The organism is Polyangium mundeleinium (assembly GCF_028369105.1).
Taxonomy (GTDB): Bacteria; Myxococcota_A; Polyangia; order Polyangiales; family Polyangiaceae; genus Polyangium; species Polyangium mundeleinium.
Genome location: NZ_JAQNDO010000001.1, coordinates 5,938,410 through 5,954,321, shown reverse-complemented (window position 1 = coordinate 5,954,321; position 15,912 = coordinate 5,938,410). Strand labels below are relative to the sequence as shown.

The following is a 15,912-nucleotide window of genomic DNA, read 5'->3' as shown; positions in this document are numbered from 1 at the left end:
CTCGCGGTGGTACGCCTCCGAAGAGCATTAAACAGCCGTTCAGGCTGGAAATACAAGCTCGATTTTCAGCTAAGCTGCGCGATCGTGACAGGGTTCATCGCTCCCCCGAGGCGGCCTTCGATTCCCGGACCGGCCCTCGCCGCCTTTCTCTTCCTTCCCGCGCTCCCTGCCGCCGCCGACGAGGCCCCCCGAAAAGCCGACGCGCCGGCCGCCACGAAAGCCCCCGCCGCCGACGAACCCAAGGCCCCGCCGAATCCTCCTCCGAGCAGCGGCCGCAAGGCCCTCGCCGTCGCGGGCTCCTTCGTCCCTGGCGCGCTCGTGCATGGCACGGGGCATCTTGTCCTCGGCCATACCCGCACCGGCCTCGTGCTCCTCGGCGCCGAGGGCCTCGGGGCTGGCCTCATCGTCGCCGGGCTCGGCGGCGCGGCTGCGACCGGCGCCACCCGCAGGTTCATCGGCCCGATCATCCTCGGCACCGTCACCGGCGCCGCGTTTTTTTTCCTCTCGGCCCTCGCCGACATCTACGGCGTCCTCGCGCCCGAGGGCGGCACGGGCAGCCCCCCAGTCTATTTGCCCTCGGTCGAGACCCAGCTCGGCGTCATGTTCGTCCACGACCCGAACTTCGCCTACAACGCCTTCCTCACGCCCGGCGCCGACCTCCGCGCTGGCTCGGTCCGCCTCTCGGCGCTCGGCTTCTTCGCGCTCGACGACACGAACGCCCGCGCCCGCATCGCCGCCGCATATCGCTTCTTCGGCCCCCGCACCTCCACGAGCGAACGCGCGCGCGACGGATCGTACCTCGACGTCGAGTTCGCCCTAACGAACCACAGCTACGGCACCGAGGGGTTTTCGGTGACGACGGGCGAGGTGAACCTCCTCGGCCGGCTCGACCTCGCCCGCATCGGCCCCACGCTGCGCGGCTCCTTCGCTGAGCTCGGCCTCGGCATCGCGTATGCCGCGCATCGGTACCCTGGCATCGGCGTCGAGGCGAACGACCTCCTCACCCCGCGCATGGCGTTCGGCATGTACCTCGGCCACAGCGGCTATCCCCGCGGCGAGGCCATGGCCTATTACGAGCACCGCCACGACGGCTTCGCCGGTGGGCTGAAGAACCCTGGCCTCGGCAGCGGCATCGCCGGACACTTCGGCGCGCAGACGCGGCTCTTTTTCACGCCTCGCTGGGGAGCGCTCTTCGACGTACAGGGCGGATCGGCGCTCGTCGGCCGCGCCTCGCTCCTCTTTCGGTATGGAGGGAACCCGTGAAGCCCATCGCATCGTTTTTTGCCGCGCTCCTCGTCGCGTCCGCCGCGCCGCTCTTCGCCTCCTGCCTCGACGTCGCCGAGGGCCGCGCCCGCCGTGATCTCGACGTGGGCCACGCCTCGCAGGGCGACGCACGCATCGAAGTCGCCGAAGGCCTCGCCGCCGTTCGCCGCCTCGGCGCGCGCGAGCTTCATCTATGGGCCTCTGCCCCCACGCTCTCGTTCCGTTTGACCACGGGCGCCGCCGAGGGGGGCGTCTGGAACGTTCGTATCGAAAACCTCCTCCCCGACGCGCAGCTCGCCGCCGCGACGAAAGCCGGCGCGCCTCTGCCTGTCGAAATCGTCGACACGCCCTTCCCCACCGAGCGCACCTTCCGCCTCGACCTCCCTGCGAACGAGGAGATCACGCTCTCCCTCGCCGCGCCCGATCGGGCCTTGCTCGACCCGTGGCGATTCGCCGTCTTCGCCGACGTCCAGGAGGCCATCGGCGACGTTCAGGACATCTACGCGAAGATGAACACGACGCCAGGCATCCGCTTCGCGCTCATCAGCGGCGACCTCACCTCGCAGGGCACGCCCGAGCAGCTCGACGTGTTCCAGCGCGAGATGAAGTCGCTCGTGTTCCCGTGTTACGCGACGCTCGGCAACCACGAGCTCGGCACGCGGGACGACCTCTACCACGAGTATTTTGGCCGCGGGAACTACACCTTCGATTTCCGGGGCGTGCGCTTCACGATGATCGACTCGGCGAGCGCCACGCTCGATCCGCTCGTCTACACGTGGCTCGACGGCTGGCTCGAAGGGAGCCGCGACCGCTTGCACGTCGTCACGATGCACATCGTGCCGATCGATCCGGTCGGCTCACGCAACGGCTCGTTCGCGAGCCGGGCCGAGGCGGACAAGCTGCTCGCGCAGCTCGCCCGGGGCGGCGTCGACCTCACGTTTTATGGGCACGTCCACTCGTATTACGCCTTCGAGAACGCGGGCATCCCGGCGCACATCACGGGCGGCGGCGGCGCGATCCCCGAGCGGATGGATGGCATCGGCCGGCATTTCCTGACGGTCGACGTCCTGCCGCCCGGCAAGATCGAGCACGTGGCCATCGTTCGCGTCGATTGATCCCGCGAACAAAAAGAAAAAGCGCCTACTCGACGGCGGGGGGGGGTACCGGAGCAGGCGCTCGCGGAGGACTAGAGCAACCCGTATACCAACCTCGGGCCCCCCCTGATCCGCGAAGATCCGCGCCGGATCGACCTTCCGACATCGCAATCTTGCAAGGACGCGTTGCATCCGTGCGAGACGCCCTCGCCTCCGCCAAACATCAGCAATGTTGATTACACTTTCAGACGATGGATAAAAAAAGAGCGCCTACTCGACGGTGGGGGGGGACCGGAGCAGGCGCTCGCGGAGGACTAGAGCAACCTCTGGGCCAATGGGATCGATTCGCTCTTTCCACTACTTACCCACGACCCGCCCCCCGCGAATCGCAACTCTGCAATGTACGACGATCAATTCTGCATTCGCGGAACGTGCCCATTGTCACATGGCGCAGGAGGTCAACACGAAGAATGGCTTCGCGCGTCGCCGCATTCGGCCGTTCAGAGCGGATACGGCAGCGTCGCGCCGAGCACGGTCACGAGCAGGAGCACCACGGGCAAGAGCACGAGGAATACGATGAACGTGTAGCCCATCACGTCGCGCGCCTTGAGGCCGAACAGGCCGAGGATGGGCAGCATCCAGAACGGCTGCACCAGGTTCGCCAGCGCCTCGCCAAGATCGTAGACGGCCACCATCCAGCCGAGATGCACCTTCAAATCGTGCGCCGCCTGCATCACGTACGGCGCCTCGATCACCCATTTCGACCCCCCGCTCGGCACGAACACCCCGAGCACGGCCGAGTACACCGCCACGATCGCCGGGTACGTCCGGGGCGTCGAGAGCCCCACGAAAAAGCCCGCGATCGCCTCGTTGAGGTGCGTCTTGACGATCAAGGCAGCGATCCCTGCGTAGAACGGAAACTGCAGGATCACGCCCCACACGCCCGGCGTCGCCTCCTTCACCGCGCGCATCAGCCGCGCCGGCGTCCCGTGCAGGAGCACCCCGAGCGTCAGGAAGATCAGGTTCACCGTGTTGAGGTTCAGCGCATTGAGCCCCTGCCCGCTCGAAGCGAAGTACCCCACGAGGTAACCACCGGCCAGCAACACGAACAAGACGCTCGGGATCGGCGAATGCTCGAGCCACTCCCCCGGCGTCGCCTTCCGCGGCGGCTCGTCGGCTTCGAGCGGCGAGTTCTTCGACGCTTGGGGCTTCGGATCGCCTTCGGCGTCCTGCGCCCCAAACCCCCCGAGATCGATCCCGAGATCCGCCGCGCTCCGCGCCCGCGCGGCGGACGGCGCGTACAGGTACACGAGCACCGTCACGAGGACGATCTCGACCCCGACGGACACGAGGCTCTGCCACAGGAAGATCGTGCTCGACAGCGGAATCACGCCGCCCGGCACCTTGCCGCCCGCCTCCACGATCGCGCGCGTGGCCGGCTGCAACGCGCTCGGCGTCGCCATCTGCAGAGCCGCGCTCCCGCTGAGTCCCTGCGCCCAGATGCTCCCGAGCCCGAGGAACGCGCTCGCGGCGACGGCGCGGTAATCGACGCCGCGCACGCGCCGCGCCGTCTCCTTCGCGAGCATCGCGCTGAAGATCAGCGAAAACCCCCAGTTGAGCCACGACGACAGCATGGCGAACAGCGCCACCCACGCGATCGCCACCCGCGGCGAGCGCGGCACGGCGGCGAGCGCGCGGATCAGCCGGTACACCGGCCGCGTCGTCGCGACGACGTACCCCGTGATGATCACGAGCGACATCTGCAGCGTGAACGGGATGAGCTCCCAGAACCCGCCGCCCCATATCGCCGCGACCTCGGCCGCCGCGCTCGCCGCGCCCCGCTTCGGCGACAGGCTCACCCACGCCGCGATCACCACGAGGAACGTGGCCACGAGCGCGAACACGAACGCGTCGGGGATCCACCGCTCGGCCCACGCCGTGAACCGCGCCGCGACCCGCTCGAGCGCGCCCGCGGGCGGATCGTCGTCGGACGGCAGAGGGGCTTTGGGCTTGTCGAGAGAGCTCGGCAGCTCGGCACCGGACATGGGGGCGGAGGGTACTCGCCTCGCGCGCGGCTGTCGCGCTCGTCTACGAACGATATCGACCGTCGGGATTTTGGTCCTCGCTCCTCGGTCATGCTCGACTGTTTGTATCTACCTGAGCCCATAGACGCGCAACAATCGAAGCAGGTGCATCATGACCGGGAGCTTGGAGTCGTACGTCCGCGTTGGGAACGTCATTGCCGACAAGTACGTGGTCGAGCGGATCCTCGGCCGGGGCGGCATGGGGATCATCATCGCCGCCCGCCACACGGGGCTTCACGAGCGCCGCGCGATCAAGTTCATGTTGCCGCACGTCCTCTCCGACGGGACGGCCGTCGAGCGCTTCCGGCGCGAGGCGCGGGCTGCGTCCAGGATCAAGAGCGAGCACGCCGTCCGGGTCCACGACATCGATCGCCTCGCGAACGGCGCCTTCTACATCGTGATGGAGTACCTGGAGGGGCAAGATCTCAAGGCGGTCGAGAAGGCCCGAGGTCCCCTGCCCTTCCGGGAAGCGTGTGACTACGTGCTCCAGGCGTGTGAGGCGATCCAGGAGGCGCACGACGCCGGGATCGTTCACCGCGATCTCAAGACGGCCAACCTGTTTCTCACGACGGGGCCGCGAGGCGAGCCGTGGATCAAGGTCCTCGACTTCGGGATCGCGAAGCTCGTCAACGAGGCCGAGGGCAAGCGGATGGACATCACGGAGACCAAGCTCGCGCTCGGCACACCCGCATTCATGGCGCCGGAGCAGATGAAATCGTCCCGGCACATCGACGCCCGCGCCGACATCTGGTCGCTCGGCGTCATTCTCTACAGGTTGACGACCGGGGTGTTGCCCTTCGACGCGCCGTCCATCAACCTTATGGCGCTCCGGATCCTGTCGCCGGGTCCTGCCCCCGCGCCTTCGACGCACAACGCGGAGCTGCCGCCGCTCTTCGACTTCATCATCAAGAAATGCCTGGAGAAGGACCCCGAAAGGCGCTTGCGGAGCGTGGCGCAGCTCTCGACGTTGCTGCGTGTGCTCGTCGAGAGCAAACCGGCAGCACTCGACGAAGAGGGCAACGAGGGCGAGGATTTGACGCTCGACATGACGACGAGGAAACGACCGGCGCCGAGCGCGAGGGGCAGGACGCCCGTGCAAGCCCAGCCGAGGCGGGAGACCCTCGCGCCCAAGCTGGGCGACTCGTGGAAGGCCATGCCCTTCGTGAGCTCGGTCGAGCCGGACATCTCGGTCGAGTGGGAAAGCGCCGGATCCAACTTGGGCGATTCGTGCAAATCCGTGCCGTTCACGAGCTCCGTCGAGATCGAGATCCCCATCGAGTGGGAAAGCGCCGGGGCCAAGCTGTGCGATTCGTGGAAGTCCATTCCGTTCATGAACTCCGTCGAGATGGAGATCCCCGTCGAGTGGGATCTCCCTGAACGAAGCGGGGAGGAAGTGACGACGCGGCAGACGCGGCGGTGACGTGACGCCCTTCGACCTCGGCCGCCGCGTGTCATTGACTCACCCCCCCACGAGCTCCATGCGCTCGGTCCCGAGCCCCTCCACGGCGACGTGTAAGATCGTCCCCTGATCGCCCACCAGAAAGCCGTCGGCCCCGTCGAAAACGGCGCCGTGAAGATCCTCGCGGACAGGGAGCTTGATCCGCTCGAGGATCCGTTTGTCCTTCTCCAACCAGCCGTGCCACACCGCGCCGCCGCGGCCGACCACGAGGCGGTCGCCCGACCACTTGTTTTGCCATCCAGCTTCCATGGCATCCGCCGGCGGCGCGGAGTTTCCATCCCGGCGCCATAGCTTCCAGACGGACAGCGGGATCATCCCTACCGCCGTCATCTCACTGCTGATCACCACGTTGGGGTCCCTGTGAAACACATTGATGAAGTCCGCCGGCAGATCCCCGTCGGCGAAGGGCGGCCTGGGTTTGCATGAAAGCTCCCCGGCCGTTTGCGCTTGATCGCATTCGACGATCGCGCCTGCGGAGCCGAGCACGCACAACCTGTGAGGCGAGCATGCATTGAATGCGTGCAGGTCTGCCGTGCTGCTCGAAGGCACCGGCTTCCAGTTCCCATTCCCGAAGCGCCGCAGGATCACCCCGCCGGCGCCAAACGCCAGCGTGAGCGCCCGATCGTGATACAGGCCGAGGAGATCCTCGTCCGTGCCCGTCTCTTCGATGCGCCACGTCCCATCGGGCATACGCGCGGCCGCGGTGCCGTGCGCGCCGACCGCGAGGAGCATGTCCGGCTCTCCCATCGGCCCCGTCGACACAGGCACGAGCGCGAAAAGGTCCTTGGTGGTGCCCGTCGCCTCGCGCTGCCAGCCCTTCCCATCCTCACGCCGAAGCGCCACGCCGCGATCGCCGACGGCGACGACCAGCTTCTGCACCATGCTCACCGCGCGCAGTGGGACCGTCGTGCCCGAGGACTCCCGCTCGAAGCGGTACACGATGGGGAGCGGCGCATCACACGCGCGCATGGCGCTCAGCGCTCGCCCCTCCAGCCGGAAGGGCGCCGGATCCTGACCGAACGAGCGCATCGGCTCCATCCGGACGACACCTCCATTCGAACACGGGCGCGTCGTCGGCTGGACCGTCGGCGTCATGGACGGGGCGCAGGCTGTGAGGACGCAAAGGAGGGCGCCGATCCATGGAGAGAAGCGAGCTGGATGTGTCATCGTCTGCACCGTGTCCGGGGAAACAAGGACATCGACCTCCTGTCAATAGGAAACGCGATTTCCCTGACACCCAGCACCATCTCGTCGAAACTGCCGTCGACACACGCGCCGATCGCCGGGCCCACGCCGATCGCGTAAAGCCCACGCCCGCCGCCGCGCCGGCTGGCCCGAATCCGACGACCTCCCCTCGGACGCACCGGCGGACGCGGCGTGCAGGAGCGATTTGTCAACGTGCCCCTCGTGAGGCACGATGCCTCGGAGGGGAGGCAAAAACACATGGCCGTCCAATTCAACCACACCATCGTTCTCTCACGCGACCGTGAGAAATCCGCTCATTTCCTGGCTGACATCCTCGGCCTTGGGGTGGGCAAGCCGTTCGGGCCCTTCCTGCCTGTCGTCACCGCCAATGGCGTCACGCTCGATTTCATGACCGTCGGCATCGACATCCGGATACAGCACTACGCCTTCCTCGTCTCCGAGGAGGAGTTCGACCCGATCCTCGCCCGCCTCGTGCAGCGAAAGATTCCCATTTGGGCAGATCCGCACGGCCGGTACCCGGGCCGGATCAACCGCAATGACGGCGGGCGGGGCGTGTACTTCTTCGATCCCTCGGGTCACGGCATGGAGGCCTTCACCCGCCCTTACGGTAGCGACCCGTCCTCCGAGCTGAACGGCGTCACGGAAGAGGTCCCAGGCGCCACGGTTTCGAGCGAATTCCCTCGCTGAACCTGCCCTGCCCGAACGCCCCCTCGCACCCGAGCCCATGCCTTCCGCCTCCGGAAGACGTGACGCGCGAGGGCCCACGATCCAAGTCTTGGGAACTTTGCGCGTCCAAGCACGCTCGGAGTCCCTCGATGCCCCCTGCTCGCCTCCTCGCCGTCCTCGCCCCGCTCGTCCTCCTCGGCTGCAATCGTAGCTCCTCGCCCCCGCCGCCGGAGCAGGTCGCCTCCCCGGCCCCGCTCGGCCTCGCCCGCGGAAACCTCGCCAGTGTCCTCCTCGAAGGCATCCCGCACGTACGACAAAAGCCCGATTTTTGCGGCGAGGCTTGTGTCTCCATGGCCCTCGCGCGGCTCGGCCGCCCGCTCGATCAGGACGACATTTTCGCGAGGACCGGCCTCGATCCGGCGCTCGGCCGCGGCGCGTACACCGCTGAGCTCAAGCAGGCCGTCGAGGCCGTTGGCTTCGACCCGGGGCCTGTCTGGTACCGCATCGACGTCGCGAAGGCTGACGAAGCACTCGGGGCCGAGCTCGCCGCGATCCACGCCGATCTGCAGAAGGGCATCCCCTCGATCGTCTGCATGCATTACAACGAGAGCCCCACGACCACGGAGCATTTCCGCCTCGTCGTCGGGTATGATTCGTCGCGGGACGAGATCATCTATCACGAGCCCGCCGAGGACGCGGGCGCGTACCGCCGCATGTCGCGGGCGCGGTTCCTCTCGCTCTGGCCGCTCAAACACAGCAAGGACGTGTGGACCGCGATCCGCCTGCGCCTCGCTCCGCGGGATCTCGAGCTCGCCAAGGCGACGCCGCGCAAACCAGGTTTTTCCCCGGCTGATTACGCGCAAAAGGTGATAGAGGTCAAGGAGAAGACCTCGCGCCTGCGCGGCGAGTTCACCATCCTCGTCGAGCCCCCGTTCGTCGTCGTCGGCGACGGCCCCGAGCCTCACGTGCGCAGGGGCGCCGAAGGCACCGTCCGCTGGGCGACCGAAAAACTCAAGAAAGACTATTTTGCCAAGGACCCGTCGCGGATCCTCGTCGTCTGGCTCTTCAAGGACCGGCCGAGTTACGAGCGGAACGCGATCTCGCTCTTCGGCGAGAAGCCGACCACGCCGTACGGGTATTACACCTCGAAGCATGGCGCGCTCGTCATGAACATCGCGACGGGCGGCGGCACGCTCGTGCACGAGATCGTGCACCCATTCGTCGAGGCAAACTTTTCCGATTGCCCGCCCTGGTTCAACGAGGGACTCGGCTCGCTCTACGAGCAGAGCGGCGAGGAGGAAGGCCGGATCCACGGCTACACGAACTGGCGCTTGCGCGGCCTGCAATCGGCCATTGCGGAAAACCGCGTCCCCTCGTTCCGCGCGCTCACCGGGATGAACGACGGGGCGTTTTACGAGGGCGACTACGGCGTCCATTACGCCGCCTCGCGCTACCTGCTGTATTACCTCCAGGAAAAGGGCCTGCTCGTCCGTTATTACCACGAGTTTCACGCGAACCGCGAAAAGGATCCCACGGGCTACGACACCCTCCGCCGCGTGCTCGGCGAGGAGGACATGACGGCCTTCAAGAAGCGCTGGGAGACCTACGTGCTCGGGCTCTCGTTCCCGTGAAACGCGTCACGGCGCGGGAATCGGCTTCTCGCACGTCTCGTGGACGATGTGCAGCTCGTAGGGGACCACGATCTCGGTCACGTGATCGATATCGGTGGTCGGCAGCTCCCATATCGTGAACGCGGGGCTCCCGCTCGGTTGCCCGCAGCCGTACGAGCACGCGCCTGGGTGCGTGATCGTGTGGACTTCCTTTTGCGGCGCGGGCACCAGGATCACAACGCTCCCGTCCGGCTTCTCGGCGAAGGAGTACTTCATCTCCAGATCGCACCCGCAGCTCGACCCGATCAAGCAATACATGCCGTAAAACATGACGCGGTCACCCGGCTTCCCCTGCACGAGGTCGCCCGCGTTCGGCAGCACTCGCTCCTTGTACGGCGGCTCGGGCGTCGACCTTGGCTGCCGCTCATACACCGACACATGGCGGATGAATCGCGCGTCGACCGGCTTCAGGCCGTGCGTCTCGTGCTGATGCGCGAGGGATTCCTTCAGGCTCTTCTCGGCCTTCGTCGCATACTCCGCGCGGAGCTTCGCCGCGTCCACGGCAGACTCCGCGCGGAGCTGCTTCTCGCCCGCGCAGCCTGCGCAGAGGACGAGGAGGAGGATAATGGCGATGGGGAACGTTCTCATGATGAAAATCACGGAATGGGATTCTGGGTTTCGCAGTGCACCGTGACGCGGGTCATCTTGAACGGCACCACGACTGCGCTCACGAGATCGAGCTCGGTGACCGGCAGCTCGTACACCCGCCACGGCGTCGGCGGCGCCTGCGCCCCGCAACCACGGTCGCACTCGGATTCCGGGCCGTTCAGCGTGCGGATCTCCATCTCCGGCTGCGGCACCAGGACGACGACCATCCCGTTCGAGGCTTTTCCGAAGAAATGCGTTTGCGCCGCGTCGCAGCCGCAATGGTCGCCGACCATGCAACCCTCACCGTAAAACCGCACAGGCGCGCCCCTCCCCCGTTGTTCGAGCCACCCCGCGCGCGGGAGCGCCCGCCGCTCGGATTCGGGGGCCTCGGTCGACGGGTCCGGCGGCCGCATCCCCGGCGGCAGTTCCTCCCGCGAGGGGACCTCGAACGGCGTCAGGTATCCCGCCTCGTACGCGCGCGCGACGGCGTTCTTCAGGTTCTCCTCGGCCTCGCCCGCGTACTTCGCGCGGAGCTGGTTTCGGTCTGCGCAACCTGCGCAAAGGCCGAGGACGAGGGCGACCGTAAGCGTTCTCATGCCGTTCGTCACTTCGCCCGACCCACGTCCGCCCGTCAAGACGAACTTCACGCGAGCCGCCGCGCCCGCCGCTCGGCGAGCGCCTCGCGCGCCCGCTTCTCGGCCGCGTCGAGGTACGTGTAAATCACCGGCGTGATGTAGAGCGTGAGGAGCTGCGACACCACGAGCCCGCCGACGACCGCAATGCCGAGCGGCCGCCGCGATTCGGCGCCCGCGCCGAACCCGAGCGCGATCGGCAAGCTGCCCGCGAGCGCCGCCATCGTGGTCATCATGATTGGCCGGAAACGAATGCGCGCCCCGAGCACGATCGCCTCCGCCGCCGGCTTTCCGTCCCGCCGCTCCGCCTCCAAGGCGAAATCGATCATCATGATGGCGTTTTTCTTGACGATCCCCACGAGCAAGAGGATCCCGACGAACGAATACACGTTGAGCTCCTGGCCGAGGACGAGCAGCGCGAGCAGCGCCCCGAATCCCGCCGAGGGCAACCCCGAGAGAATCGTGATCGGGTGGACGAAGCTCTCATAGAGGATCCCGAGCACGACGTAGATCACCAGAATGGCGAGCACGAGCAAGAGCCCGAGTCCGCCGACTGATTCGCGGAACACCTCGGCGCCGCCGAGGAACTGCGTCCCGATCGTGTCGGGCAATCGCTCCCGCGCGAGCGCCGACACGCGCGCGACCGCCTCGCCGAGCGGCGCACCCGGGGCGAGATTGAAGGAGATCGTCACCGAGGGCAATTGCCCGAGGTGATTGACGCTGAGGGGACCTGCGCCCTCCTCCGTCCGCGAGACCGCCGAAAGCGGCACGAGCTCGCCGCTGGCCGAGCGTACGTAGAGGAGCCCGAGCGCGCTCGGATCTTGCGTGAAGCGCCGATCGAGCTCCAGGATCACCCGATACTGGTTCGTCGGCGCGTAAATCGTCGAGACCTGCCTTCCTGCATACGCCGAGAACAGCGCCTCCTCGATGCTCTGCGCCGACACGCCAAGCGTCGCCGCGCGGTCCCGATCGATGACGAGCGTGGCCTCGGGCGTCCTTCGTTCGAGATCACTCGTCACGTCGATGAGCCCCGGGATCCCGCGCATCGCCTGTTCGAGCTCCGTCGCCGCGTCGTAAAGCTCGTCCACGTCCGCGCCCGTCAACGTGAATTGATACAGGGCCCGCGTGAGCTGGCCGCCGAGGCGAATGGGCGGCGGGTTCTGGAGGAAGACCTCGAGCCCCGGGATCTTCGCGAGCTCGGGCCGCAGTTCCGCGATGATCGCCTCGGGCTTCTTGCCGGCGCGCTCGTCGCGATCCTTCAATCGAATGAAGAGCCGGCCCGTGTTGCCCGATCCGCTCGGCCCTCCGGCGCCGTGACTCGACATCACCGACGCCACACCCGGATGCGCGCGCACGATGTCCGCCGCCGCCGCTTGATACCCGCGCATCGCCTCGAACGACGTCCCCTGCGCGGCGCGCGTCAGCGCGAAAATCTGCCCCGTGTCCTCGCTCGGAAAGAGGCCCTTCGGCACGATCACCCCGAGCACGATCGTCCCCGCGAGCAGGACGAACGAGGCCATCAACGTGGCGAACCGGTGCCGCAGCACGAAGCCGAGGCTTTTTGAATACGCGCGATCCATCCGCCCCGACGGGCCCGCGTGCACCTCGTCGTTCGTTTCGTGTTCGTTTGCCTTCTTTCGCCGCAAGAACCGGCTCGCCAGCATGGGCGTGAGAAACAGCGAAACCACGCCCGAGACAAGGATCGCGATGCTCATGGTCACGGCGAACTCGCGGAGCAGCCGCCCCACGATCCCGCCGAGAAAAAGCACCGGCACGAACACCGCGACGAGCGAGGTCGTCATCGACACGACCGTGAAGCCGATCTCCCCCGCGCCGTCGAGCGCGGCTCTCAGCGGGGGTTTGCCCATTTCGAGGTGCCGGAAGATGTTCTCCAGGACGACGATCGCGTCGTCCACGACAAACCCGACGCAAAGCGTGAGCGCGAGGAGCGAGAGGTTGTCGAGGCTGTAGTCGAGCGCCCACATCCCCGCGAACGTACCGATGAGCGAGACGGGGAGCGCCACGCTCGCGACGATCGTGGAGCGCAGATCGCGCAAGAAGATGCCGATCACCAGCACGACGAGCCCGATCGTGACGAGCAACGTATGCTCCACGTCGGCCACCGATTCGCGGATCGAGATCGACCGATCATAAAGGGTCGCGACCTCGACCGAGGCCGGGATCTCGGCGCGGAGTGCGGGCAGGAGCGCGCGCACGGCGTCGACCACGGCGACCGTGTTCGTCCCCGGCTGCCGCTGGATCGCGAGGACGATCGCCCGCTTGCCGTCGTAATGGCTCGCGACCCGATCATTCTCGACGCTATCCGTGACCGTGCCGAGCTCCTCCAGCCGGACGGGCGCGCCCTCGCGATAGGCCACGATGATCGGCCGGAACGCGCTCGCCCGGTAGAGCTCGCCGCTCGCCTGCACGACATACGTGCGCGCGGGCCCTTCGAGCACGCCCGTCGGCAGATTCACGTTTTCACGCGCGACGGCGGCGGCGACCTCGTCGATGCCGAGCTCGCGCGAGGCGAGCGCCTGCGGATCGAGCCGGATGCGCACGGCGTATTTCTGCGAGCCAAAGACGAGGACCTGCGCGACGCCGCGGATCATCGACACACGTTGTGCGATCGTGGTCTCGGCATACTCGGAGACCTCCGACAGGGGCAGCGTCTCGGCGTACAGCGCGAGATACATGATGGGCTGCTCCGCCGGGTTCACCTTTTGAAAGCTCGGCGGCGCAGGCATGTTGGGCGGCAGATCCCGCGCCGCGCGGGAGATCATCGATTGCACGTCGAGCGCCGCCGCGTCGATGTCGCGCGAGAGATCGAACTGGAGCACGATCTGCGTGGTGCCGAGGCCCGACGTCGAGGTCATCGAGTCGATGCCCGCGATGGTCGAGAACTGCCGTTCGAGCGGGGTCGCCACCGCCGCGGCCATCGTCTCCGGGCTCGCGCCCGGGAGCGACGCGCTCACCTGGATGGTCGGAAAATCCACATTCGGCAAATCACTCACCGGCAGCGCGCGAAAGCCGGCAATGCCAAAGATCACGATGGCCAGCATCGAGAGCGTGGTCATCACGGGCCGCAGGACGAAAGGCCGGGAGACGTTCATCGCGCCTCCTCCCCCGGCGCCGGCGCCGCGCCCGCGGCGCTTCCCGGGCCTTCGCCCACGATCGTCACCTTCGCGCCCGGCTGAATACGCAATTGCCCGTCCGTGACCACGCGCTCGCCGCCGGCGAGCCCCGATTGCACGACGATCCGCCCGCCGGCCACGCGTTCGCCCGCCTGCACGGGCCTCATCTGCGCGGCCTCGTCCGCGCCGACCACGAAGACGAACGTGCCCGACGGCCCGGTTTGCAGGGCCGAAGGCGGGATCACCACCGCGCCCTCCCGCACGCCAAGCCGCACGGTCGCCTGCACGAATTGCCCCGGCCAGAGGGCGCGCGAGGTATTTTCAAATGTCGCGCGCAGGCGCAAGGTCCCGGTCGCGCGATCGATCGTGCTGTCGATGAACGAGAGCGATCCCTCTTCGCCAGGGTTCGGGGCCCCCGCGTCGCCCGACGGCGCCGCCGCCGCGGAGACAGGCAGCGGCCCGGGCGAATTCGCCATCGCTTGCTGCAAAGTCGGCACGCTCGCCTCGGGAATGGCGAACGAGACGAACGCCGGCGCGAGGCGAACGATCTCGACGAGCACCGTTTCATTGGCCCGCACGAGATTGCCCTCGCGCACGAGGATGCTCCCCGTTCGGCCGGCCATGGGGGCGCGAATCGTCGTATATTCGAGGTCGAGCCGCCGCGCGACCGTGGCCGCGCGAAACGCATCGACCGCCGCCGCCGCGGCCCGCGCCTCGGCGCGCCGGAGCTCGGCGTCCTGGCGGCTCGCCACGCCTGCTTCCGCGAGCTCTTCGTATCGAGCGGCCTGCGCCTCCGCGTTCGCCGCCTGCGTCCGGCTCCGCTCGAGGTTCGCCTCCGCTTCGCGCAAGGCGACCTCGAACGGCCGTTTGTCGAGGACGAACAGCACGTCCCCCTTGGCCACGTCCGCGCCCTCCTGGAATTTCACGGCCGTGACGAGCCCGGTCAACCGCGACCGCAACGAAACGCGCGCCGAGGGTTCGACCGTGCCAATGGCAGAGAGCTCGATGGGCACGGTCGCCACTTCTGAAAATGCGACGCGGACCGGCGGTCTCGGCGGTTCGGCAGGCCCCTTCCGCTCGCGCGAGCATGCAGGCCCGAGGAGGACGAGGATTGCGAGGACGAGCAAGCACGCTCGCATTCGCGCGGCGTCGATCGGATGGAGGGACAGCACGGCTCGTCCGATGCCACGCGGGACGATTTGGGTGCGCGGCCGGACGAGCGCGTCGGGCGGGTTGCCACGCGGCACGCGCCCGTTGTAGGCTCCCCTGCAGCCGCCGATGCTCCCTGGCGGAAGAGGTTCTTCGGCCATGGAGACGTCGACGCGGTCGACTGCAATCACCGCCTTTGCCATTGGTGTCACAGCGTATTTCGTGGCCACGGTCGGTCACGAGGGGCTGGGTCACGGGGGCGCGTGCGTGCTCGTGGGCGGGAAGGCGCTGCGAATGTCGAGCGCCTGGTTCGATTGTGACAAGGCCGGCCTGCATGAATGGGCGGTGCGCGCCGTCGAAGCAGGCGGCACGGTCGCCAACTTGCTGATCGGCGCCCTGTCGCTCGCCACGATGCCACGCGCGCCCGGGCGGCCTGGCAATCGCTGGTATGCACACTGGTTGCTCGCGGCCGTGAACCTCTTCATGGGCGCGGGCTATCTGATGACGTCTCCCCTCGCGAATCATGGCGACTGGGCCGATTTCATCGTGGGCCTCCCGCACCCGCTCCTCGTTCGGATCGCGCTGACGCTCGCCGGAGCCGTGATCTCCGCCGCGGCGCTGCGCGTGCTCTTGCGCCGGCTCGATCCCCACCTCGGCGCCGAGCTCCCCGCGCGGGCGGGCGCCGCGCGTGTCCTCTGCTGGATTCCCTACGGCGCCGTCGGGGGCGTGCTCTTCAGCGCCGCGGCGCTCCTGAACGCCGAGGGAATGCAATTCGCGCTGTCCTCCGCACTGGCGACCCTCGGCGGCACGTTTTTCCTGGCATGGCTCCCCGCGTGGGTAAAAGCCCCACGAGGGGAGGTCGAACAACCGCTGGAGCTCGCGCCGATGCCGGCGTGGGTTTTGGCGGGCGCCGCGCTCACGGCCCTGACGCTGAGCGTCCTCGGGCCGGGGTTCCGCTTCTGACGCC

Annotated in this window: 12 protein-coding genes; 6 read left to right on the top strand and 6 right to left on the bottom strand. The window is 67.7% G+C overall.

Annotated features, from left to right (window positions below; translation table 11 throughout):
* Positions 1 to 84: 84 nt before the first annotated feature.
* Positions 85 to 1,263: a hypothetical protein gene (locus POL67_RS23660; protein ID WP_271920766.1), complete on the top strand. Its 1,179-nt coding sequence runs from the start codon at positions 85 to 87 to the stop codon at positions 1,261 to 1,263.
* On the top strand, positions 1,260 to 2,378 hold the full coding sequence (locus POL67_RS53695; RefSeq protein ID WP_308789550.1) for a metallophosphoesterase family protein: 1,119 nt from the start codon (positions 1,260 to 1,262) through the stop codon (positions 2,376 to 2,378). Before POL67_RS23660 ends, POL67_RS53695 begins: the two co-directional genes overlap by 4 nt.
* A gap of 479 nt (positions 2,379 to 2,857) precedes the next feature.
* Here the strand turns inward: POL67_RS53695 and POL67_RS23650 are convergent, their stop codons facing one another.
* Positions 2,858 to 4,402, bottom strand: coding sequence for a short-chain fatty acid transporter (locus tag POL67_RS23650; RefSeq protein ID WP_271920765.1), 1,545 nt, complete (start codon positions 4,400 to 4,402; stop codon positions 2,858 to 2,860).
* Positions 4,403 to 4,553: 151 nt separating this feature from the next.
* Here POL67_RS23650 and POL67_RS23645 point away from each other — a divergent pair, with 151 nt between their 5' ends.
* Positions 4,554 to 5,861: a serine/threonine-protein kinase gene (locus POL67_RS23645; RefSeq protein WP_271920763.1), complete on the top strand. Its 1,308-nt coding sequence runs from the start codon at positions 4,554 to 4,556 to the stop codon at positions 5,859 to 5,861.
* 39 nt (positions 5,862 to 5,900) lie between these two features.
* Here the strand turns inward: POL67_RS23645 and POL67_RS23640 are convergent, their stop codons facing one another.
* Positions 5,901 to 6,929: a beta propeller repeat protein gene (locus POL67_RS23640; protein WP_271920761.1), complete on the bottom strand. Its 1,029-nt coding sequence runs from the start codon at positions 6,927 to 6,929 to the stop codon at positions 5,901 to 5,903.
* A 414-nt stretch (positions 6,930 to 7,343) separates the two neighbouring features.
* Between POL67_RS23640 and POL67_RS23635 the strand changes: the two genes are divergently transcribed.
* Both POL67_RS23635 and POL67_RS23630 read left to right on the top strand, forming a co-directional pair.
* Positions 7,344 to 7,793, top strand: coding sequence for a VOC family protein (locus POL67_RS23635; protein WP_271920759.1), 450 nt, complete (start codon positions 7,344 to 7,346; stop codon positions 7,791 to 7,793).
* A gap of 128 nt (positions 7,794 to 7,921) precedes the next feature.
* On the top strand, positions 7,922 to 9,403 hold the full coding sequence (locus tag POL67_RS23630) for a C39 family peptidase (RefSeq protein ID WP_271920757.1): 1,482 nt from the start codon (positions 7,922 to 7,924) through the stop codon (positions 9,401 to 9,403).
* Positions 9,404 to 9,409: 6 nt separating this feature from the next.
* Here the strand turns inward: POL67_RS23630 and POL67_RS23625 are convergent, their stop codons facing one another.
* From POL67_RS23625 to POL67_RS23610, 4 genes are read right to left on the bottom strand one after another with little or no spacing between them, the layout of a single operon-like run.
* Positions 9,410 to 10,030, bottom strand: a complete 621-nt coding sequence (locus POL67_RS23625) for a hypothetical protein (RefSeq protein WP_271920755.1) — start codon at positions 10,028 to 10,030, stop codon at positions 9,410 to 9,412.
* An 8-nt stretch (positions 10,031 to 10,038) separates the two neighbouring features.
* A complete protein-coding gene (locus tag POL67_RS23620) occupies positions 10,039 to 10,626 on the bottom strand; it encodes a hypothetical protein (protein ID WP_271920753.1) in 588 nt (195 codons plus the stop codon).
* A 47-nt stretch (positions 10,627 to 10,673) separates the two neighbouring features.
* Complete coding sequence (locus POL67_RS23615) at positions 10,674 to 13,775, bottom strand: efflux RND transporter permease subunit (protein ID WP_271920751.1); 3,102 nt, start codon at positions 13,773 to 13,775, stop codon at positions 10,674 to 10,676.
* Complete coding sequence (locus POL67_RS23610; protein ID WP_271930879.1) at positions 13,772 to 14,935, bottom strand: efflux RND transporter periplasmic adaptor subunit; 1,164 nt, start codon at positions 14,933 to 14,935, stop codon at positions 13,772 to 13,774. Before POL67_RS23610 ends, POL67_RS23615 begins: the two co-directional genes overlap by 4 nt.
* 169 nt (positions 14,936 to 15,104) lie before the next feature.
* Between POL67_RS23610 and POL67_RS23605 the strand changes: the two genes are divergently transcribed.
* The gene (locus POL67_RS23605) at positions 15,105 to 15,908 is read left to right on the top strand and encodes a hypothetical protein (protein ID WP_271920749.1); all 804 of its coding nucleotides are present in this window, start codon (positions 15,105 to 15,107) and stop codon (positions 15,906 to 15,908) included.
* Positions 15,909 to 15,912: the final 4 nt, after the last annotated feature.